This is a genomic window from Stenotrophomonas sp. 05L44_2 (assembly GCF_056665995.1).
This window is the reverse complement of record NZ_JBFTNR010000082.1, coordinates 1-20,233: the sequence shown is the minus strand read 5'-3', so window position 1 is coordinate 20,233 and position 20,233 is coordinate 1. Positions and strand designations below refer to the sequence as shown.

The window sequence follows — 20,233 nt, the reverse complement described above, 5'->3', positions numbered from 1 at the left end:
GCGCTGTCTTTCGCCGCGGGGACTGCTGCTGTTGCATACCATCGGCAGCAACATTTCGCGTCACCGCACCGATCCGTGGATCGCCCGCTACATCTTTCCCAATTCGATGCTGCCGTCGGCGGTGCAGATCAGCCGGGCGTTCGAAGGGCGCTTCGTGCTGGAGGACTGGCACAACTTCGGTACCGACTACGACCTGACGCTGCAGGCTTGGCGGCGCAACGTGGAAGCGGCGTGGCCACGGCTGGACGCACGTTATGACGAGCATTTCCGGCGCATGTGGCGCTTCTATCTGGCCGGATCGATGGCCAGCTTCCGCTGCCGGCATGCGCAGCTGTGGCAGCTGGTGCTGTCGCCGGAGGGCGTGCCCGGGGGATACGTGGCGCCGCGATGATCTGGAAGAGCATCCACGCATGGCGTGGATCTACTGGGATCACGCAACCCTGCGGTAGATCCACGCAATGCGTGGATGGCGTACAAAAAAACCGCCCGGTCTCCCGGGCGGTTTTCGTTTCACGCTATGCGGTGCCGGCGATCAGTTGCCGGTGCCGGTCAGGCCACGCTTTTCCAGCAGCGGTTCGATCTGCGGCTCGTGCCCGGCGAAATCGCGGAACAGCTGCATCGCATCCACGCTGCCACCCTTGGACAGCAGGGTGGCGCGGAAGTGGTCGCCGTTCTTGCGGCTCAGGCCGCCGTTGTCGCGGAACCACTTCTGGGTGTTGGCGTCGAGCACTTCCGACCAGATGTAGGCGTAGTAGCCGGCCGAGTAGCCGCCCATGATGTGGCTGAAATACGGGGTCCTGTAGCGCGGCGGAACCGGCGCATAGTAGATGCCGTCCTTCTCCAGCGCGGCGCGCTCGAAGGCCATCACGTCCTTGGCGGCCGGGACCTGGTCCGGGCCGATCTGGTGCCAGCGCTGGTCGAGCATGGCGGCGCCCAGGTACTCGGTGGTGGCAAAGCCCTGGTTGAACTTGGCCGCGGCCAGCACCTTGTCCAGCAGTGCCTGCGGCATTGCCGAGCCGTTCTGGTAGTGCTTGGCGTAGTTCTTCAGGATGGCCGGATTGTCGGCCCACATCTCGTTGACCTGCGAGGGGAACTCGACGAAGTCGCGCGGCACCGCGGTGCCCGAGAAGTACGGATACTTCACGTTCGAGAACATGCCGTGCAGGGCATGGCCGAACTCGTGGAAGGTGGTGCTCACTTCATCCCAGGTCAGCAGGGTCGGCTGGCCGGCCGGCGGCTTGGGAATGTTCAGGTGATTGGCCACCACCGGCTTGAAACCGGTCAGCTTGGACTGCGAGACGTACGAGTTCATCCACGCACCGCCGCGCTTGGAGGCGCGTGCGTACGGGTCGAAGATGAAGATCGCCAGCTGGCTGCCGTCGGCATCGAACACGTCATAGACGGTGACGTCATCGTGGTAGACCGGCAGGTCGGTGCGCTGCTTGAAGGTCAGGCCGAATTCCTGGTTGGCGGCGAAGAACACGCCGTTCTCCAGCACGTTCTTCATCTCGAAGTACGGCTTCAGCTGCGATTCGTCGAAGTTGTACTTGGCCTGGCGCACCTTCTCGCTGTAGAAGGCCCAGTCCCACGGCTCCAGCTTGAAGGTCGGCTTGCCGGCGGCCTTCTGTTCCTGGTCGATCATTGCCTGCAGGTCGGCGGCTTCGCGCTTGGCGTTGGCCACCGCTGCCGGGGCCAGCTTGCCGAGCATCGCATTGACCGCTTCAGGGGTCTTGGCGGTCTGGTTGGTCAGGTTGTAGGCGGCGAAGTTGGCAAAGCCCATCAGCTTGGCCTTGTCGGCGCGCAGCTGCATGATGCGCGCGACCAGCGCGGTGTTGTCGAACTCACCGCCGCGGCTGCCGCGGGTGGTGGACGCTTCGTAGATCTTCTGGCGCAGGGCACGGTTGGCCAGGTTGGTCAGCGGCGGCTGGCCGGTGGTGTTGAGCAGGGTGATCACGTACTTGCCGTCCAGGCCACGGGCCTTGGCGGCTTCGGCGGCAGCGGCGATCTGCTCCTTGGACAGGCCGTCCAGTTCCTTGACGTCGTTGACGGTGATCGCCGAAGCGTTCACTTCCGACTGCACGTTCTGGCTGAACTTGGTGCCGAGGTTGGCCAGCTCGGCGTTCATTTCCTTCAGCTTGGTCTTGTCGGCCTCGGACAGCTTGGCGCCGGCGCGCACGTAGTTGTCGTAGTACTTCTCGACCAGGCGCACGCCTTCAGCGTCCAGGCCCAGGGTGGTGCGGCTGTCATACAGCGCCTGGATGCGTGCGAACAGCTTGCCGTTCAGCGCGATCGCATCGCTGTGCGCGGCGAACTTCGCCGAATAGTCGGCCTGCAGCTTCTTGCGGGTGTCGTTGGTGTCGGCGCCGACCAGGCTGAAGAACACGGTGGTCGCGCGGTCCAGGGTGTCACCGCTCTTTTCCAGGGCGATGATGGTGTTGTCGAAGGTCGGCTTGGCCTTGGTGTTGGCGATCGCCTCCACTTCCTTCAGCTGCTGCGCCATGCCGGCGTCGAAGGCCGGGGCGAAGTCGCTGTCCTTGATCTTGTCGAACTGCGGGAAATGCAGCGGCAGCGGRCTGTCGGCGAAGAACGGATTGGCCTGCTGGGCATTGGCAGCGGCGGCCGGGGCGGCGGCGCTGGCCGAATAGGCGGGCAGGGCAAGGCCGAGGGTCATGGCCACGGCAAGGGCAAGGCGGGTGGTCAAGGTCGATACTCCGGTAAGGCAAACAAGGGCCCGAGGGTAACCCGGCCCGGCGCGCCCGCACTTGTGTCAAAAGGCATGTTGGCAAAGCCGCTCCGCAGCAGGGCCACCCCCTGGGCGGCTGCCCGGGTACCATGCAATCACCGCCCACGGCCATCCGCCATGACCACTGCCTACGATTTCAGCTTCCGCGACCTTGAAGGCCAGCCGCAGGCGTTGGCGCAGTACCAGGGCCGTCCGCTGCTGCTGGTCAACGTGGCCAGCCGCTGTGGCTTTACCCCGCAGTACACCGGGTTGGAACAGCTGTGGCAGGACTATCGTGATCGCGGCCTGGTGGTGATCGGATTTCCCTGCAACCAGTTCGGCRMGCAGGAGCCSGGCGAYGCCGCGCAGATCSGCCAGTTCTGTTCGATCGATTACCCGGTCAGCTTCCCGCTGTCGCAGAAGATCGAGGTCAATGGCGAGGGTGCCGACCCGCTGTGGGCATGGCTGTCGCAGCAGAAGCGCGGGCTGCTGGGTATCGCCCGCATCAAGTGGAACTTCAGCAAGTTCCTGGTCGATCGCCACCGCCGGGCATGGCCCGGCGCTACCGAGGCGGCTTATTTCTCGACGAACGCGCGCTCGAACACGTAGTGCCCGGGCGTACCGATGCGCGGCGAAGTCTGGAAGCCACGGCTGTCCAGCACGGTGCGCAGGTCGGCCAGCATMTGCGGGCTGCCGCAGATCATSGCGCGGTCGKTTTCSGGGTTCAGCTCGGGCAGGCCGAGCGTGCGCTGCATCTCGCCGCTTTCCATCAGCGAGGTCAGGCGGCCCTGGTTCGGGAACGGCTCGCGGGTCACCGCCGGGTAGTACAGCAGCTTGTCGCCGACCATTTCGCCCAGGAACTCATGCTCGCGCAGTTCCTTCTCGAAATAATCGCGATAGGCCAGGTCCTTCTCGTAGCGCACACCGTGGCACAGGATCACCTTGTCGAAGCGCTCGTAGGTCTCCGGGTCCTTGATCACCGACAGCCACGGTGCCAGGCCGGTGCCGGTGCCCAGCAGGTACAGGTGCTTGCCCGGGTGCAGGTCGCTGATCAGCAGGGTGCCGGTGGGCTTCCTGCCGACCAGTACCTTGTCGCCTGGCTTGATGTGCTGCAGGCGCGAGGTCAACGGACCGTCCTGCACCTTGATGCTGAAAAATTCCAGCTGTTCTTCCCAGTTGGCGCTGGCGATGGAGTACGCGCGCAGCAGCGGCCGCGCATCGGTCTCCAGGYCGATCATCACGAACTGGCCGTTCTCGAAGCGGAAACCGCTGTCACGGGTGAGGGTGAAGCTGAAGTAGGCGTCGGTCCAGTGGCGGACCTCAAGCACCGTTTCGGCGCCGAAAGCGGAGGACATGGGCGTATCTATCGGAAGTCGTCGGGACAATTCTATCTCAAATGAGACAGGTTCTCATTAGGCGGAACGAGAGGCGTTCTCAGCGATAACCGGCCGCCTGCAGTTCGAACAGTTCGGCATAGCGGCCGCCCTGTGCCATCAGCTGCTCGTGCGTGCCGCTGGCTTCGATCCGGCCATCGGCCAGCACCAGGATGCGGTCGGCCATGCGTACTGAAGAGAAGCGGTGGGAAATCAGCACTGCCGTACGATTATCCGCCAATTCCCTGAACCGCTGGAACACCTCGAACTCGGCGCGGGCGTCCAGTGCCGCGGTGGGCTCGTCCAGGATCATCACCTGTGCATCGCGCATCCACGCACGGGCRATGGCGATCTTCTGCCACTGCCCRCCRGACAGGTCCACGCCCTGCTGGAAGCGSCGGCCGATCTGCTGGTCRTAGCCGYSGGGCAGGGCAGCGATCACTTCCTCGGCCATGCCGCGGCGGGCGGCATCGGAGATCCGCGCGCGGTCGTCCATCGCTTCGACCTGGCCGACACCGATGTTCTCGCCGGCACTGAGGTTGTAGCGCACGAAATCCTGGAAGATCACGCCCAGATTGGCGCGCAGGTCGTCCAGGTCGTAGTCGCGCAGGTCGCGCCCATCCAGCAGGATGCGGCCTTCGTCCGGTTCGTACAGGCGTGCCAGCAGCTTGACCAGGGTGGTCTTGCCCGCGCCGTTCTCGCCGACCAGCGCCAGTACTTCGCCCGCGTGCAGGTGGAAATCCAGGTGGCGCACGGCCCATTGCTCGGCATCGGGGTAGCGGAAGCCCACGTCCTCGAACACGAAGCCCTCGCGGATCGGCTGCGGCACGCGCACCGCGTCCTGGCGCGAGTGGATTTCCGGTTCAATCTGGAAGAACGAATACAGGTCGTCCAGGTACAGCGCCTGGCTGGCCACCTGCGAGAACCCGATCAGCAGGCCTTCCAGCAACTGGCGCAGGCGCAGGAAGCTGCCGGCGAGAAAGGTCAGGTCACCGATCGAGAAATCGCCACGCACCGTGCGCCAGGCGATATACGCATACGCGGTGTAGTAGCCCAGCGTGCCCAGCGCGGCCAGTAGCGTGCCCCAGAACGCCCGCCGCCGGGCAAGCGCGCGGTTGGCCAGGAACAGTGCCGCCGACAGGCTGCGGTAGCGGTCGACCAGGAACCGGTGCAGGTTGAAGATCTTTACTTCCTTGGCCGTCTCCACGCTGGCACCGAGCTGGCGCAGGTAGTCCAGCTGGCGGCGCTCCGGCGTCCACAGGAAGTTGAGGCTGTAGCCGGCCGCATTGAAGTGCGACTCGCCGATGAAGGCCGGCACCAGCGCCAGCGCCAGCAGCAGGATCAGCCACGGTGCGTAGACCAGCAGGCCGACGGCCAGGCTGGCAACGGTGATCGCATCCTGCACCTGGCCGAACAGCTGGCTCATCAGGTTCATCCGGCCCATGGTCTGGCGCCGTGCGCGGTCCAGCTTGTCCTGCAGGTCCGGGTCCTCGAAATCCTCCAGGTCCAGGGTCGCCGCATGTTCCATCAGGCGCACGCTGGTGGCGTTGGCGAACAGCTCCGACAACAGCGCATCGGCGTAGCTGACCAGCCGACCGAGCAGGTCCGAGGCGATCGCCAGGCCGAATTCCAGTGCCAGCAGGCCGAGCAGTGGATTGAGCAGGCCGCTGGACAGTGCCTCGCCCATCGGCGGAAAACCGGCTCCGTGCTGGCTCAGGTGCAGGGCGGTATCGATGATCAGCTTGCCGACGTACAACATCGCCACCGGCAGCAGCGCACGGATCAGGCGCAGGCCGAGGCTGGCCAGGGTCAGTGCGCGGCTGGTCTGCCACACCTGGCGCAGGAACGGCGGCAGGTTGCGCATCGCCTTGAAGCGTTGGCGCAGGCTGGGTTTCTTGGCGGCAGCGGCAGGCATGGCACCATTGTGCGCTGTGGGGGCGTGAACGTCGCGATGCAGGGCATGCAGCGCTGAATGCAAGCGCAACAGGGATGCGGACGCTGGGGGTACCGCGTGAATTTGCAAGTTTTCCTATTAATCGCGTGAAGCGTGGCTTCTAGGGTCGAGAGCTTGTTCTTCGATCCTCACACCATGCAGAACCGTACCGTGTTTGCGCCCCCGTCCGCCCGTGGATGGGTGCCGTTGTACGTCGTAGTGCTTACCGTGGCCACGTTGCTGCCCACGCTGTGCAGTCTGCAGTGGCCGGCAACGTGGGATGGCCGCGTTTTCGTGTCACTTATGGCGATCTCGCACCTTGGGCTGGCGGCGCTGATGTGCTGTCTTCCGGGCTGGGCATGCCTGCAGCGGCGCACCCTGCGCCCAGTGGCGGTGCCACTCACGATGGCGTTGTCCAGCGCTTGGTTGTTGCTGGTATTGGTTGATTCGCGTGTGTACCAGCTGTTCGGGTTCCACTTGAACGGGTTGGTGCTGGTGCTGCTGGTGCAGGGTGGATTGTTGCAACAGCTCGGTCTGCCGGTGTCTGCCTGGCTTGCCATGGCAGTGGCCGTGACGGCCATCGTGGTGTCCCAGTGGGGAGCGGTGCGCCTGCTGCAATCATCATGGGTCCGGCGCTGGGCGTTACGCCCACGCTGGTTGCTGGGAATCTTGCCCATGCTCATTGTCAGTCAGGGCATGGCGATCTGGTACGACGCCAACCAGGGGGGGGCTGTGCTGGCTGCGGTGCAGGGGGTGCCATGGGTGCAAACCGCCACCGCGCGCCGGACGATGACGCAATGGGGGCTGGCCGGCCCGGCTTCGGCCGACGACCGCCTGCAGGCAGGTGCCGCAACCGCCTCGGCGCTGAACTACCCGCGCAAAACGTTGCACTGCCAGGCGCCGTCAGCGCCGAATGTAATGCTGCTGGTGGTCGACTCGCTACGCTTTGACATGCTTTCGCCGCAACAGATGCCCCACCTGTCGAGGTTTGCCGAGCAGGCCTGGCGTGCCGACCGGCACTACAGCACCGGAAACAACACCATGCATGGCATGTTCGGTCTGTTCTACGGCCTGCCAGCGCTTCACACCGATACGATGATTCACCATCGTCGCGGGCCCGTGCTGCTGGAGCAGCTTGCCCGCGCCAACTACCAGTTCCATCTGTATGGCGGTGCGTCGCTGCAGGGCGCGCGGCTGGATCGTGCGGTGTTCGTGCAGACGGATGCGCCGCTGCGCACGGCTCCGGACAATGCCCCGCAGGACCGCCGTGATCGACACGTCATCGAACAGCTGCGCGATGACCTGCGGGCGCACGATCCATCCCGCCCCTTCTTTGCCTTTGCGCTGCTGGACAGTGCTCACACGCCTTATGCCGTGYCGGATGCCGCTGAACGGCGATTCCTGCCGCAAGCGCGATCAGGCGACCATCTCAGGGTCGGGCGGCGCACCGCCCCCGGCCCTCTGTTCAACCGTTACCGCAATGCCGTGCTGAAAGCCGACGCTTTGCTGGGCGATGTACTGCTGACACTGGAACACACCGGTCTGGCGGACAACACGGTCGTCATCATCACCAGCGACCATGGTGAATCGTTCCACGATCTCGGCCAGAACGACTGGGGGCACAACAGCAATTTCAGTGATTACCAGACTCGGGTTCCGCTACTGATCCGCTGGCCCGGCCGGGCGCCGATGGTCGAACCTGCTGTGACCAGTCACATGGATCTGGCGCCCACGCTGATGCGGCATCTGCTGGGTTGCCCGGCGCCCTTCAGCGACTATTCGGCCGGCCTGGATCTTTTCGGGCCGCTGCCCGCGCAGCGGCCGTTGCTGGTGGAATCATGGACGTCGCGCAGCGTACGGCTTGGATCGATGGCGATACTGCTGCGCCCTTATGGCATCGAAGTGCGTGATGGCCAGTATCGACCTGTGCACGACGCTTCCCCCCTGCGCGGCGAGGTGAATGCCGCGATCATCGGCCAGATGCAGTTGCTGCAGTAGAGGCCAGCGCGGCCGGATCAAGGCCCTTCGCAGCGGAAGGGCCCGTTTGGGCGGGAAATCAGGGCAGCGGCGGCAACAGCCCGGCCCCCAGCCGGTTCCAGGCATTGATCACTGCAATGCCCATGCTCAGGTCACTGATGCCTTTCTCATCAAAGTGCGGTGCCAGCGCATCGAACGCCGCCTGCGACGGTGCGCCATCAGTCAACCGGGTCAGCGCCTCGGCCCAGCCCAGCGCCGCGCGCTCGCGGTCGTCGAAGAAGCGGCTTTCGTGCCAGGCGGGCAGCGTATCCAGCTTGCGCGGTTCGATGCCGCCCTTGCGCAGCGCGGTGCCGTGCATGTCCATGCAGTAGCCGCAGCCATTGAGCTGCGAAACGCGCAGGAATACCAGTTCCATCAACGTCGGATCGATCGAACTGTCATGCACTGCCTTGCTGGTGGCCAGCAGGCCCTTGAAGGCCTCGGCGGCCAGGCGGGTGTAGGGAACGCGGGGAGAGGCGTGGTCGGACATTTTCGGCTCCACGGCGGCCACGGTGGCCGCCTTTCACTACAAGGACGCCGGGGTATCGCGGCGCGTGACAACCGCAGGCAGTTTTTCTGGATTGAGCACGCTGTAGAGATTGGCGATGCGGCCATCGACCACCTCGATGGTGGTGATCGAGTGCAGGTGGTCGCCTTCGAAACGCAGGATCGCCGGTTCGCCATTGACGTAGCCGAGCTGTGCCGGATGCGCCGCGCCGCGACGGGCGATGGCCCAGTACAGGCGGCCGATACGCTCGGCACCCCGCAGTGGTCGCACCGCTGCGGTGACCACGCCACCGCCATCGGAAACCAGCAGTGCGTTGGCATGCAGCAGCGCCTGGATGGCCTCGCTGTCGCCACGCTGGGAAGCGTCCATGAAACGCGCCAGCAGCTGCCGGTGCTGGCTGGCATCGGCATTGAAGCGCGGCCGCCCAGACTGCAGGCGCTGCCGCGCCCGGTGCACCAGCTGGCGGCAATTGGCCTCGCTGTGGCCGATCAGCTCGGCAATCTCGCGGTAGTCGTGGTCGAAGGCTTCCTTCAGCAGGAAGGCGGCGCGCTCCTCCGGTCCGAGCTGTTCGAGCAGGGTCAGGAAGGCCACGGAGACGTCGTCGGCCAGCGCGTGCAGCTGCGCGGGGCCGGGCGCCGGGTCGGGTTCGAGGGTGATCGCCAGCGGTTCGGCCAGCCACGGCCCGACATAGTGGGTGCGTTCACGCTTGGCTGCCCGCAGCCGGTCCAGCCCCAGCCGGGTGGTGGTGGTCACCAGCCAGGCCTCGGGGTCGACGATGGCGGCCGAATCGCTGCCGGCCCAGCGCAGCCAGGCGTCCTGSACCACRTCCTCGGCGTCGCTGCGGCTGCCAAGAAGGCGGTAGGCCAGCGCCATCAGGCGTGGGCGGTGGGTCTGGAAGGCGGTTTCGGCGTTCATGTGGGCAAGGACGCGCCAGCGGGGCGCAGCGTGACAGAGGGCAGGGTCGGATCTTGCCGGCCAGCGGCCGGCACCACCACCCCACGGTCGAGGGAGGGGGTAAAATGGGCGGATTACCCCCGCCAGCCTTCAGCAAGCGAGCAATCCGTGACATCGATCAAGCAGGAAGACCTCATCCAGTCCGTCGCCGACGCGCTGCAGTACATCTCGTACTACCACCCGGTCGACTACATCAAGAACCTTGCCGCCGCCTATGAGCGCGAGGAGTCGCCGGCAGCGAAGGAGGCGATCGCGCAGATCCTGATCAACTCGCGGATGTGCGCCGAAGGCCATCGGCCGATCTGCCAGGACACCGGCATCGTCAMCGTSTTCCTGRARATCGGCATGGACGTGCGCTGGGATGACGCCACCATGGGCGTGGAGGACATGGCCAACGAAGGCATCCGCCGCGCCTACCTGTACCCGGACAACAAGCTGCGCGCTTCGGTGCTGGCCGATCCGGCCGGCAAGCGCATCAATACCAAGGACAACACCCCGGGCGTGGTCAACGTCAAGGTGGTGCCGGGYRAYACCGTSGAGGTGATCGTYGCSGCCAAGGGCGGYGGYTCGGAAGCCAAGWCCAAGTTCGCCATGCTCAACCCGTCCGAYTCGATCGTSGACTGGGTGCTGAAGACCGTGCCGACCATGGGCGCGGGCTGGTGCCCGCCGGGCATGCTCGGCATCGGCATCGGCGGCACYGCCGAGAAGGCGATGCTGCTGGCCAAGGAAGCGCTGATGGAGCCGATCGACATCACCGAGCTGCAGGCCCGTGGTGCGTCCAACCGCATCGAGGAACTGCGTCTGGAGCTGTACGAGAAGGTCAACGCACTGGGTATCGGTGCGCAGGGCCTGGGTGGCCTGACCACCGTGCTCGACATCAAGATCAACGACTACCCGACCCACGCGGCCAACCTGCCGGTGGCGATGATCCCGAACTGCGCCGCCACCCGCCATGCGCACTTCACCCTGGATGGCAGCGGCCCGGTGATGCTGGACCCGCCGTCGCTGGAAGACTGGCCGAAGCTGACCTACGACGCGTCCAAGGGCACCCGCGTGGACCTGGACACGATCACCCCGGAAGACGTGGCCAGCTGGAAGCCGGGCSARACCSTGCTGCTSWMSGGCAAGMTGCTGACCGGCCGYGACGCCGCGCACAAGCGCATGGTCGASATGCTSAACAAGGGCGAGGAACTGCCGGTCGATCTGAAGGGGCGCTTCATCTACTACGTCGGCCCGGTCGATCCGGTGCGCGACGAAGTGGTAGGCCCGGCCGGYCCSACCACCGCCACCCGCATGGACAAGTTCACCGAGCAGGTGCTGGCMCAGACCGGMCTSYTGGGCATGGTCGGCAAGGCCGAGCGYGGYCCGGCYGCGATCGARGCCATCAAGAAGCACAAGTCGGCCTACCTGATGGCCGTCGGTGGTTCGGCCTATCTGGTGTCCAAGGCGATCAAGGCGGCCAAGGTCGTCGGCTTTGCGGACCTGGGCATGGAAGCGATCTACGAGTTCACCGTGGAAGACATGCCGGTGACCGTGGCCGTCGATTCCACCGGCGAGTCGGTGCACAAGACCGGCCCGCGCGAGTGGCAGGCCCGCATCGGCAAGATTCCTGTCGTGGTGGAGTGATCGGCGCGGCGTCGACCACGCCCGTCCGATTGCAGAACGGCGCCCGGGTGGCGCCGTTCTCCGTTTAACGACTGCAACCGTGCGGCTTTGCTAGGGTGTGCGCGTTGCCAGGCAAGGGAAGCTGTTTGTGCGTCAAGGAATACGCAATGTTTTCGCCGCAGCCGCCCTTGCCTTGATGGTGGGCTGCGCGCCGCAGTATTACGTCAAGCAACCCACCAGCGAGGCCGGCCGCGTGTGTGCAGCGGGGTGTACGCAGCGGCACATGCAGTGCGCGGATCAGGCACGTTCGATGGCCGAGATGGCGCAGCAGAGCTGTCAGTCGGACAAGGAGCGCGTCATCGACAGATGCAGTGACATCGCTGACGAGAAGATGCGGCATCGTTGCGAGGGCCCGGTGCCCAGTGCCAGATGCAGTGCCAGGCCAGCTATCGCAGCTGCATGGCCGAAGGCCAGGGGATCGGCAGCCGCCAGTCCAGCTGCGAGCAGCAGGTGGCACCGACGCCGGACCAGCGCTGCAAGGACATCGAGCATCCGGAACTGCGCCGTTCCTGCGAGTTGAAGGCGCACGACTGCACGCTGCGCGCACCGATGATGGGCTGCGGCGAGCGTCGTGATACCTGCATGAGCACCTGCGGCTGACCACGCCGGGGACAGCGCGCATAATCAGCCGTTCCCCGCCCAGGACAGGTCCTATGCGCACCACCTTGTATGGTTCCACCAGCACCGCCTCGCTGGTGGTGCATTGGCTGCTGATCGAGCTCGGCATCGAGCACGAACTGGTGCTGCTCGATTTCGAAACGCGCGAGCACAAATCAGCTGGCTACCTGGCGCTCAATCCGGCGGGCAGGGTGCCGACCCTGTTGATCGACGGCCATGTACTGACCGAGGCGGCCGCGATCGCGCTGTATCTGGCAGACCGTCATCCGCAGGCAGGGTTGTTGCCTGTCGTCGGCACGCCGGCACGCGGCGAGGCCTATCGCTGGATGTTCTGGTGCGCCAACACCGTGCAGCCGGCCTACCGCGCCTGGTTCTATCCGCATGAAGCAGCGGGTGGCGAGTGCATCGAGGCCGTGCGTACGATGGCACGGCAGCAGCTGGAGGCAGCGTGGCAGCACGTTGCCGCACACCTGCAGGACGGCGGTCCCTACCTGCTCGGCGATGCGCCGGGCGTGGTCGATTTCATGCTGGTGATGTTGATGCGCTGGTCACGCAACATGCCCACCCCCAGCGACCACTGGCCGGTATTGAAGGCGTATGCGGATCGCCTGAAGGCGCRCCCGGCGTTCGCCGAGGTCTATCGCCGCGAAGGCATCACCGACTGGCGGTAACCCGTTCTGTAGAGCCGAGCATGGCTCGGCTCTACCAAAGCGGGGCGGGTTACAGGATCTCCAGCACCGTTTCCGGGGGGCGGCACAGGCGGGTACCCTTCGCGGTGCGTACCACCGGGCGGTTGATCAGCCGTGGGTGGGTGGCCATCGCGGCCAGCAGGGCGTCGTCATCGCTTCCCTGCAGACCCAGTGCGGCAAACTCGGGTTCCTTGCTGCGCACCAGCCCGGTCGCGGCCAGGCCGGATTCGGCCAGTACCTGGCGCAGCGTGGCCACGTCGGGCGGGCTGCCGAGATAGTCGATCACCACCGGCTCGAAACCGGCGTCGCGGATCAGCTGGAGCGCCCCGCGCGAGTTGCTGCACGCGGGGTTGTGCCAGATCGTCACATCCATCAGAACCACTCCAGCAGGGACACGCCCACGCCGACGTAGGTCGCCTTGTGGTTGTAATCGATCAGGCTCTCGCCATAGCCGTCGAAGATCTGCACATGGCCACGCAGCAGGTTGCTGATCGGGAAGCCGTAGTCCAGCTGCAGCGCGCCGTGCGAGCGGTCACCGGTGCGCAGCGAATGACGTGCCATCAACGAGACCTCGTGACCCTTGTGGTTCCAGGTCAGGGTCGCGTCGCCGCGGCCCATGTAGTCCTCGATGTCCGGGTTGTTGTCGTCGCTGYGGGTCTCGGGAATGCGGTACCAGGGGCGCAGCACCAGTGCCCAGTTCTCGCGGTCGAGGCCGACGTTGAGGATCACCCGGTTCCAGCTGCGCGACAGCGGATCGGCACGGCCGTTGGACTGGTGGTTGAGGCTGATGCCGGTCATCCGCCCACGCCAGCCACCGATCGAGTAGCCGTTGCGGAACACCATCATCACTTCCGGCTCGTAGTTGGTCTCGCGGAACGGGCGCGAGTCCTCGCCGTTGTAGGCCTGCCAGCGCGAACTCTGGGTATAGCCCGCCCAGATATCGCCGTTGTCGCCGAACAGGTTCTCGGCGATCTTGGTCTTGAAGCTGATCTGGAACTTCAGCTCAGCGCTGTCCAGCACCTGCGGGGTGGTCACGCTGTTGGCCGGGTTCGGCGAGTGCGGCATGGTGTTGCGGTCGCTGGTCCAGAATGCCGGCAGCAGGTAGACAGGCTTGTACGCGCGCAGCTGGAACGGGCCCAGCTTGGAGTCCTCGGCCAGTTCCCAGCGGCTGTCCAGCAGCGAACCGCGGCCGGCATTGGCAAGTGCGCTGTCCGGCGCTTCGGACCGGAACAGATCGCTGACACGCTCGCGCAGCTTCTCCTCGCCCTGGCTCACCCGCGTGGTGTCGCGCTGCTCGCGACGTGCCTGTGCGGCGGCTTCGGCGGCCGCATCAGCTTCGGCGGTGGCCTGAGGCGTGCGCCCGAACTGGCGGTCGTAGCAGGCCAGACGGGCAGCATCGGTCGTGATGGCTGCGCAGGCGGCCGGCGAGGCCTCGGCGCTGGGCGCGAATTCCTGCGCTGCCAGTGGCGCGCTGGCCAGGGCCAACGCCAGCGGTGCAAGACGGGGAAACAACGGAGAGAGGGTCATTGCAGCAGGCCCTTCGGAATGAATGCGGAAAGAGGGACAGTGTGGCGGCTGCATCCGGTAACGGCCAGCCCCACGGGTTTATGCCCGGCGTGTGCGTGCGCGCTGCGTGAAGGAAGCATGCCTCACAGGAACCAGGCGAAGGCGAACAGGCCCAGCATCGCGATCACCAGCGCCAGCTYCAGCGCCAGGCCCAGCAGGATGCCCAGCCACGTGGCCAGCCCGACCTTGGTCGAGCGGCCGAGCTCGCGGGTATGCCAGTACTCGCCCAGCAGCGCGCCCAGCAACGGCCCGGCGAACAATCCGATCGGCATGAAGAACAGGCCGACGATGCTGCCGATGAAGGTGCCCCAGAGCGCTTTGCGGCTGGCGCCCACGCGCTTGGCGCCAACCACGGTCGCCAGCACGTCGACCAGCAGCGACAGCGCGGTCAGCACGCCGAGGATCAGCAGGGTGGGCCAGCCGACGTGGACGAAGCCGTCTGCCCAGGCCCCCAGCACCAGCCCGATGAAGACCAGCGGGATGCCCGGCAGGGCCGGCAGGACGATACCGGCGATGCCGATGAGGACAAAAATGACCGCTAGCAGATACAAGATGAATGAGAGGTCCATGCTGTCCAGTATGGTTGTCTTTTTGGGGTTGACAGTGAAAGGTTTTTGCCAGTTGCTTTTTCGTTTTGGTCGGGTTAAGTTGCAGTCGCTGAGCTTGGCAAGGTCACCGTGGATCGTGGCCTGATGAAGCAAGATCGTTCCGATCCGCTGCATCGATGCACCTCGCTTCCCCCTTGCTTGTCAGCCGCCCAACAGGCGTATCCAACAACAAGTAGAGAGTCAAAGGGAGTTAGTGAGATGGCTGATCGCGAGAACGGTACCGTGAAGTGGTTCAATGATGCCAAGGGCTTCGGCTTCATCAGCCGGCAGAATGGCGAGGATGTGTTCGTGCACTTCCGTGCCATCGAGACCCAGGGCTTCAAGAGCCTCAAGGAAGGCCAGGCTGTGAGCTTTGAAGTGGTGCAGGGCCAGAAGGGCCTGCAGGCCGACAAGGTCCAGCCGGCGTAATACCTGCCGCTTGCCGGCATGAAAAAGGCCCGCGCAAGCGGGCCTTTTTTTGTTGCTCCGGTTCTGATCGGCCGGGGCCCGCTGCGGTTCAGCGCAGGATGACCTTGCCGTTGACCACGCGGACATAGGTGTTTTCGCGGATGCCGCCGAGGTCGCGCTGGTTGACCACGATGGTGCGGCCGTCATCCATGCGCACGCTGATGTCATACGTATCGCTGGTGACGTTCTTCTGGATCTGGTTGCCCGCCAATGCGCCACCCACGGCGCCAGCGGCGGCGGCGATGTTCTTGTTGCCGCGGCTGCCGCCGGTGTGGTCGGAGATCTCATGGCCGGCAACCGCGCCGACGATGCCGCCGAGGATCGCGCCGGTGGCGGAAGGCGCGGTACGGCCGGACTGCACGGCATTGATGCGGGTGACGATGCCGCAGTCGGCGCAACGGCCCTGGTTGTAACCGGAGTTGTTGCCGTAGCCGCCGTTGTTGTAGCCGTTGTTGTAACCACCACCGCCGTAGCCCGGCGAGGTGGCACAGCCGGCCAGGCCGACGGTTGCGATGACACTGGCGGCGATGAGCTGGATCTTCATGGGGCATCTCCTGGCCGTGAAGGCGGGTGCGTTGGGTGGTACTGCGTCATGCAGCAGGGTGAGCGAATCCTCCTCTTTCCAACGTGAACAAGGCGCCAACCACCTCGGCCTTCGCCCACTCGAAGATGAATCAGCGGAAGTCCTGATGACAGGCCCGGCAATCGTCCTGCAGTGCCTGGACCTGCTGCGCCAACGCGTTGCAGTCGATGGGCGGGCTGGCCAATGCCGCATTGAGATCGGCCCGGTACTGGCTGGCGTGCTGCTGGAACTGCCGGCTGTCCTTCAATCCGGGGAAGGCCTGGTCCAGATCGTTGGACAGCAGGCGCAGCACCTGCAAGCGCGGGACGCTGTCGGCCAGGCTGCAGCGGTTCTGCTGCTGAGCCTGCTGCAGCAGATCCGCCTGCCGCTGCATTACCTGCATCAGGCTGTCCGGGAACGGATCGCGGCGTGCCTGCAGTGCGCGGCCGACCATCACCGTGGCAATCAGGCCGATCAGCAGGCCCAGGCCGAGCACGAACAGATAGCGGTAGGCGGTGGACGGGCGGCGGGGTGGGCTGGCACTCATGGCGGGCGCTCCGGGCGTGCAACGGTGGGTTCGGCGTCGTCGTGCTGTAGTCAGGGGACCTGCACGTTAAAATAGCTGGATGAACGAACAGGTCAAACAACGCTTCGCCGGTATTGAACGGCTGTATGGCGTCGGCGCGCTCGAGCGCCTGCAGGGCAGCCGTGTTGCCGTGGTCGGCATGGGCGGCGTCGGCTCGTGGGTGGTGGAGGCGCTGGCGCGCTCGGCGGTGGGCCATCTGGCCCTGATCGATGCCGATGACATCTGCGTATCCAATACCAACCGCCAGCTGCCGGCGCTGGAAGGCAACTACGGCCGCAACAAGGCCGAGGCCATGGCCGAGCGCTGCCGGGCGATCAATCCGCAGATCGAGGTCGACGCCGTGCAGGCGTTCCTGACCCCGGCCAACATGGCCGAACTGCTGGACCGCGGTTTCGACCTGGTGATCGATGCCTGCGACAGCTTCCGGGTGAAGGTGGAAACCATCGCCTGGTGCCGCCGCCGCAAGCTGCCGTTGCTGACCGTCGGCGCGGCTGGCGGCCGTACCGATCCCACCCTGGTTCGCATCCGCGATGTCTCGCGCACCGAGCATGACGCGATGCTGGCGCTGATCCGCAAGAAGCTGCGCAGCGAATTCAACTTCCCGAAGAATGCCAAGCGCTATTTCGGCGTGCCGGCGGTGTATTCGCTGGAAAACGTGAAATATCCGCAGGCCGACGGCAGCGTCTGTGGCCTGCGGCCGAACCTGGGCGCGGATGCGGCCCTGAAGCTCGATTGCGGCGCCGGCCTGGGCGCGGCCACCCACATCACCGGCGCGTTTGCGTTCGCGGCCGTGGGCAAGGCGCTGGAGATGCTGCTGGAGCCGAAGAAGGTGAAGGCCGAAGTGCCCGAGGATCACGCCGACGCGTGATCGGTAGCGCCGGGCCAGGCCAGGCGAGCGCACAGCGCGACCAGCACAATGCCGCCGGGCATGGCCCGGCGCTACCGGTCAGGTGGGCAGGTTGAACAGCCGCCGTGCGTTGTCCGTGGTGGCCTGCGCCACTGCATCCAGTTCCATCCCGCGCAGTGCGGCGATGTGGCGGGCGATGACCGCCAGCCGCGCCGGCTCATTGCGCTGGCCACGGATACCCGCGTCGGGCTGGTCCGGCGCATCGGTCTCCAGCAGCAACTGCTCCAGTGGCATCGTGCGGACAAGCCGCTGCAAGCGCTGCGCTCGCTCGTAGGTCAACGGTCCGCCCAGGCCAAGCAGGAATCCCAGCTTGTGCAATTGTGCGGCCTGTTCCGGGCTGCCGGAAAAACTGTGCACCACCCCGCGCAGGCCACCGATGCGGCGGATCGCGGTGATCACCGCATCCACTGCACGGCGGGCATGCACGATCACCGGCAGGTCAAACTCGCGCGCCAGCGTCAGCTGGCCGAGGAAATAGTCCTGCTGGACCTCGGCATCCAGGCCCTCGACGAAGAAATCCAGCCCGCATTCGCCGATCGCGCAGGGCTGCTCCTGTTCGATCCATTCACGCAGCTGCGGCAGGTGTTCTGGCCGGTGCTGGTCCAGGAACATCGGGTGCAGGCCATAGGCGGGGTAGAGCCCCATCGCCTGCTGGCAGACCTCGCGCAGCTTTGGCCAGCTGGCCGCAGTGACCGCCGGAACCACCTGCCACTGCACGCCGGCAGCGCGTGCGCGCTCGATGACCGCCTCGCGGTCAACGTCGAATTCGCTGGCATCCAGGTGGCAGTGGCTGTCGACCAGCAGGTTCAACGCTGCTCCAGGGGCGGTGGCGTGGTCGCGCTGCGGCTCTTCCAGTTGGCCAGCAGCAGGGTGCCAAAGCCCAGCATCAGTTCGTCGACGAACGGAATCGGGTCGGGGATGAACAGGGTCAGCGCGAACAGGCCCGCGGTCAGCTTGAACAGGGTGGGGTAGCGCAGCTGGCGTGCCCATTGCAGGACCGGCAGCAGCATCGGGTTGGCCATGGCGGAGGTCCTCCTGGGGAATGTGCAAACGCTACCACGGGCCCAGCATTTCCAGATGCTGAATGGGTTACGGCGGTGAGCAGGAAATGTGGAGATTCCGTTCAGGCACCGCATGCTGCAATCTGGCCTGAGAACGTTGCGGACGGTCCGCAAGGAGCAGGTCATGAAAAGCACAACTACAACTGTCCTGGTCGCAGCGGGCGCGCTGCTGGTCGGTGGTATCGCCACCGCCGCCTTCATGAAGAGCGGCGACAAGTCGCCGGAGCAGCTGAGCGCCGGAAACCCGAGTGAATCGCGGCTTGTCGATGGCAATGCCACCGACGATGGCGCACGTGGCGACGCAGTGGACGCCAGTGCGCCGCGTGGCCTGGAATACGCCGATGTGCTGAAGGTCGATCCGATCACCGAGAAGCAGAAGGCCTATGCCACCGTGATCGGCACCGATCCGGTACGCGAGACGTCCACCACCCAGACCCCGCATGAGGTCTGCCAGGACGTGGTGGTGCAGGAACGCCTGCCCGAGCGTGATGGCAACGTCGGTGGCACCGTGGTCGGTGCCGTGGTCGGTGGCCTGCTGGGCAACCAGGTGGGTGGCGGCAATGGCAAGAAGGCCGCGACCGCTGCCGGTGCCGTGGCCGGTGGCTTCATCGGCAACCAGGTCGACAAGCGCCATGTGGGTGGCCGCGTGGTCAACCGCACCGAGCGCCAGTGCCACACCGAAACGGCGACCTCCGAGTCGAGCCGTGTCACCGGCTACAACGTGACCTACCGCAATGAAGACGGCACCACCGGCACCATGCGCATGGGCAGCAAGCCGGGCAACCGCATTGCCATGGGCACCAGTGACGTGGTCAAGGGCTACAACGTGACCTACCGCTACGACGGCGCAGAGAAGACCGTGCGTATGGACAACAAGCCGGCCAGCGATCGCCTGCCGGTAGTGGATGGGCAGCTGGTCACCCAGACGGCTGCAGCCGGCGACGCGACCGCGAACCGTCAGTAATTCTCCGGCAACATCGGTAACGAACAGGCCAGCCTCTGCTGGCCTGTTTTTTTATGGGTGGGGTTCATCCACGCGTGGTGTGGCTCTACCATGACGCCATGAGCATCTTTGACCTGCGCATCGAAACCGAACGCCTGATCCTGCGTCCGCCGCAGCGGCAGGACTACGCCCCCTATCTGGCGTTCTGCGCCGATGAGGAGGTGATGCGCACGCTGGGCGGTGTGCAGGCGCCCTCGGTGGCATGGCGCAGCTTCTGCAGCCTGGCCGGCGCATGGCAGCTGTTCGGCTTCTCGATGTTCAGCGTGATCGAGAAATCCAGCGGTGAATGGATCGGTCGCATGGGGCCGTGGCAGCCGCAGGACTGGCCCGGCACCGAGGTCGGCTGGAGCATCCGACGGGCCAGCTGGGGCAAGGGCTACGCACCGGAGGCGGCGATCGYAGCCATCGACTGGGCGTTCGATACGTTGGACTGGGATGAGGTGATCCACACCATCGCCGAAGACAACGAAAATTCGAAGGTGGTTGCACGCAAGCTCGGCAGTACGCTGCTGCGCATGGGGCAGTTGCCACCGCCCTATGAAGGCAAGCCGCTTGAAATCTGGGGGCAATCGCGCGGGCAGTGGCAACAGCGCGCACAGCTGAGCGCTGTCCGGTAGTGTCGGCCGCTGGCCGGCATTCGCACGAATCCAGCTGCATCGAGGTTGCCGGCCAGCGGCCGGCACAACCGAATCGCCATGCTGCACCCGCGCTTGGCAATCGCCAAGCTGCTTGCCAGACTGCGGACAGCCGGCTGCAGGCCGGGATCTCCCTGGAGCAGGCAATGGTGGAAGAACGCATTGCGTTGACGGTGCATGGCATGTCGGTCTCGGGCAATTGCCACAAGGTGCGCCTGCTGCTGGAACAGCTCGGCAGCCGCTACCGCTGGGTGGAGGTGGACAGCGCCCACGGCCAGACCCATACAGCGGAATTTCTTGCCCTCAACCCCAATGCCAAGGTGCCGTTGATCGTGCGCGACGACGGCCGCGTGCTGACCGAGTCCAATGCGATCCTGTTC

Annotated in this window: 22 protein-coding genes and 1 pseudogene; 11 read left to right on the top strand and 12 right to left on the bottom strand. The window is 65.5% G+C overall.

Going from position 1 to position 20,233, the window contains the following annotated elements:
• The coding region (locus tag AC1VAN_RS04700; protein ID WP_480985356.1) for a class I SAM-dependent methyltransferase at positions 1 to 391 on the top strand (391 nt) is incomplete at its 5' end.
• Positions 392 to 532: 141 nt separating this feature from the next.
• Here AC1VAN_RS04700 and AC1VAN_RS04695 read toward each other — a convergent pair.
• Positions 533 to 2,701 carry a M3 family metallopeptidase gene (locus tag AC1VAN_RS04695; protein WP_032978818.1) on the bottom strand — a complete coding sequence of 723 codons (2,169 nt, stop codon included), beginning with the start codon at positions 2,699 to 2,701 and terminating at the stop codon, positions 533 to 535.
• A gap of 159 nt (positions 2,702 to 2,860) precedes the next feature.
• On the opposite strand from AC1VAN_RS04695, the gene AC1VAN_RS04690 reads away from it, so the two are divergent.
• Positions 2,861 to 3,331 carry a glutathione peroxidase gene (locus AC1VAN_RS04690; RefSeq protein WP_480985355.1) on the top strand — a complete coding sequence of 157 codons (471 nt, stop codon included), beginning with the start codon at positions 2,861 to 2,863 and terminating at the stop codon, positions 3,329 to 3,331.
• On the opposite strand, the gene AC1VAN_RS04685 is transcribed toward AC1VAN_RS04690, so the two are convergent.
• Complete coding sequence (locus AC1VAN_RS04685) at positions 3,298 to 4,077, bottom strand: ferredoxin--NADP reductase (RefSeq protein WP_480985354.1); 780 nt, start codon at positions 4,075 to 4,077, stop codon at positions 3,298 to 3,300. The two genes, AC1VAN_RS04690 and AC1VAN_RS04685, sit on opposite strands and share 34 nt — an antisense overlap.
• A 79-nt stretch (positions 4,078 to 4,156) precedes the next feature.
• On the bottom strand, positions 4,157 to 6,010 hold the full coding sequence (locus AC1VAN_RS04680) for an ABC transporter ATP-binding protein (RefSeq protein ID WP_480985353.1): 1,854 nt from the start codon (positions 6,008 to 6,010) through the stop codon (positions 4,157 to 4,159).
• 255 nt (positions 6,011 to 6,265) lie between these two features.
• Here AC1VAN_RS04680 and AC1VAN_RS04675 point away from each other — a divergent pair, with 255 nt between their 5' ends.
• Positions 6,266 to 8,026 (top strand): sulfatase-like hydrolase/transferase, encoded by a 1,761-nt coding sequence (locus AC1VAN_RS04675; protein WP_480985352.1) that lies wholly within the window; start codon positions 6,266 to 6,268, stop codon positions 8,024 to 8,026.
• A gap of 58 nt (positions 8,027 to 8,084) precedes the next feature.
• On the opposite strand, the gene AC1VAN_RS04670 is transcribed toward AC1VAN_RS04675, so the two are convergent.
• Together AC1VAN_RS04670 and AC1VAN_RS04665 are read right to left on the bottom strand one after the other, a co-directional pair.
• Entirely contained in the window at positions 8,085 to 8,534 is a 450-nt protein-coding gene (locus AC1VAN_RS04670) for a carboxymuconolactone decarboxylase family protein (RefSeq protein ID WP_032978827.1), read from the bottom strand.
• Between the two features lie 36 nt (positions 8,535 to 8,570).
• Entirely contained in the window at positions 8,571 to 9,467 is an 897-nt protein-coding gene (locus tag AC1VAN_RS04665) for an RNA polymerase sigma-70 factor (protein WP_032978828.1), read from the bottom strand.
• A gap of 147 nt (positions 9,468 to 9,614) precedes the next feature.
• On the opposite strand from AC1VAN_RS04665, the gene AC1VAN_RS04660 reads away from it, so the two are divergent.
• The 3 genes and pseudogenes from AC1VAN_RS04660 to AC1VAN_RS04650 all read left to right on the top strand — a co-directional run bounded on the left by AC1VAN_RS04660 (position 9,615) and on the right by AC1VAN_RS04650 (position 12,460).
• Positions 9,615 to 11,132: a fumarate hydratase gene (locus tag AC1VAN_RS04660; RefSeq protein ID WP_480985351.1), complete on the top strand. Its 1,518-nt coding sequence runs from the start codon at positions 9,615 to 9,617 to the stop codon at positions 11,130 to 11,132.
• Positions 11,133 to 11,528: 396 nt separating this feature from the next.
• Positions 11,529 to 11,771, top strand: a pseudogene (locus tag AC1VAN_RS04655) (hypothetical protein); the annotation flags it as partial.
• Between the two features lie 53 nt (positions 11,772 to 11,824).
• Positions 11,825 to 12,460 carry a glutathione S-transferase family protein gene (locus AC1VAN_RS04650; protein WP_480985350.1) on the top strand — a complete coding sequence of 212 codons (636 nt, stop codon included), beginning with the start codon at positions 11,825 to 11,827 and terminating at the stop codon, positions 12,458 to 12,460.
• Positions 12,461 to 12,509: 49 nt separating this feature from the next.
• Here the strand turns inward: AC1VAN_RS04650 and arsC are convergent, their stop codons facing one another.
• The 3 genes from arsC to AC1VAN_RS04635 form a co-directional block, all read right to left on the bottom strand.
• Entirely contained in the window at positions 12,510 to 12,851 is a 342-nt protein-coding gene (gene arsC, locus AC1VAN_RS04645; protein WP_032978833.1) for an arsenate reductase (glutaredoxin), read from the bottom strand.
• Complete coding sequence (locus tag AC1VAN_RS04640; RefSeq protein ID WP_480985349.1) at positions 12,851 to 14,005, bottom strand: phospholipase A; 1,155 nt, start codon at positions 14,003 to 14,005, stop codon at positions 12,851 to 12,853. The genes arsC and AC1VAN_RS04640 overlap by 1 nt, the downstream gene beginning before the upstream one ends.
• A gap of 122 nt (positions 14,006 to 14,127) precedes the next feature.
• A complete protein-coding gene (locus AC1VAN_RS04635; protein ID WP_480985357.1) occupies positions 14,128 to 14,613 on the bottom strand; it encodes a DUF456 domain-containing protein in 486 nt (161 codons plus the stop codon).
• 237 nt (positions 14,614 to 14,850) lie between these two features.
• On the opposite strand from AC1VAN_RS04635, the gene AC1VAN_RS04630 reads away from it, so the two are divergent.
• Positions 14,851 to 15,060, top strand: a complete 210-nt coding sequence (locus AC1VAN_RS04630) for a cold-shock protein (protein WP_025876765.1) — start codon at positions 14,851 to 14,853, stop codon at positions 15,058 to 15,060.
• A gap of 88 nt (positions 15,061 to 15,148) precedes the next feature.
• Here AC1VAN_RS04630 and AC1VAN_RS04625 read toward each other — a convergent pair whose 3' ends face one another.
• On the bottom strand, positions 15,149 to 15,643 hold the full coding sequence (locus AC1VAN_RS04625; RefSeq protein WP_032978839.1) for a glycine zipper 2TM domain-containing protein: 495 nt from the start codon (positions 15,641 to 15,643) through the stop codon (positions 15,149 to 15,151).
• Positions 15,644 to 15,773: 130 nt separating this feature from the next.
• Positions 15,774 to 16,208: a cytochrome c gene (locus tag AC1VAN_RS04620; protein ID WP_025876769.1), complete on the bottom strand. Its 435-nt coding sequence runs from the start codon at positions 16,206 to 16,208 to the stop codon at positions 15,774 to 15,776.
• A gap of 79 nt (positions 16,209 to 16,287) precedes the next feature.
• Here AC1VAN_RS04620 and AC1VAN_RS04615 point away from each other — a divergent pair, with 79 nt between their 5' ends.
• Positions 16,288 to 17,115: a tRNA threonylcarbamoyladenosine dehydratase gene (locus tag AC1VAN_RS04615; RefSeq protein ID WP_032978845.1), complete on the top strand. Its 828-nt coding sequence runs from the start codon at positions 16,288 to 16,290 to the stop codon at positions 17,113 to 17,115.
• A gap of 78 nt (positions 17,116 to 17,193) precedes the next feature.
• Here AC1VAN_RS04615 and AC1VAN_RS04610 read toward each other — a convergent pair whose 3' ends face one another.
• Positions 17,194 to 17,964, bottom strand: a complete 771-nt coding sequence (locus AC1VAN_RS04610; RefSeq protein WP_442251776.1) for a TatD family hydrolase — start codon at positions 17,962 to 17,964, stop codon at positions 17,194 to 17,196.
• Positions 17,961 to 18,176 (bottom strand): DUF6116 family protein, encoded by a 216-nt coding sequence (locus AC1VAN_RS04605; RefSeq protein ID WP_442251775.1) that lies wholly within the window; start codon positions 18,174 to 18,176, stop codon positions 17,961 to 17,963. The genes AC1VAN_RS04610 and AC1VAN_RS04605 overlap by 4 nt, the downstream gene beginning before the upstream one ends.
• Before the next feature lie 163 nt (positions 18,177 to 18,339).
• On the opposite strand from AC1VAN_RS04605, the gene AC1VAN_RS04600 reads away from it, so the two are divergent.
• The 3 genes from AC1VAN_RS04600 to AC1VAN_RS04590 all read left to right on the top strand — a co-directional run.
• Positions 18,340 to 19,179 (top strand): glycine zipper 2TM domain-containing protein, encoded by an 840-nt coding sequence (locus AC1VAN_RS04600; protein ID WP_025876774.1) that lies wholly within the window; start codon positions 18,340 to 18,342, stop codon positions 19,177 to 19,179.
• 98 nt (positions 19,180 to 19,277) lie between these two features.
• Positions 19,278 to 19,835 carry a GNAT family N-acetyltransferase gene (locus tag AC1VAN_RS04595; protein ID WP_480985348.1) on the top strand — a complete coding sequence of 186 codons (558 nt, stop codon included), beginning with the start codon at positions 19,278 to 19,280 and terminating at the stop codon, positions 19,833 to 19,835.
• Positions 19,836 to 19,999: 164 nt separating this feature from the next.
• A partial coding sequence (locus AC1VAN_RS04590; RefSeq protein ID WP_480985347.1) for a glutathione S-transferase N-terminal domain-containing protein occupies positions 20,000 to 20,233 on the top strand: 234 nt, incomplete at its 3' end.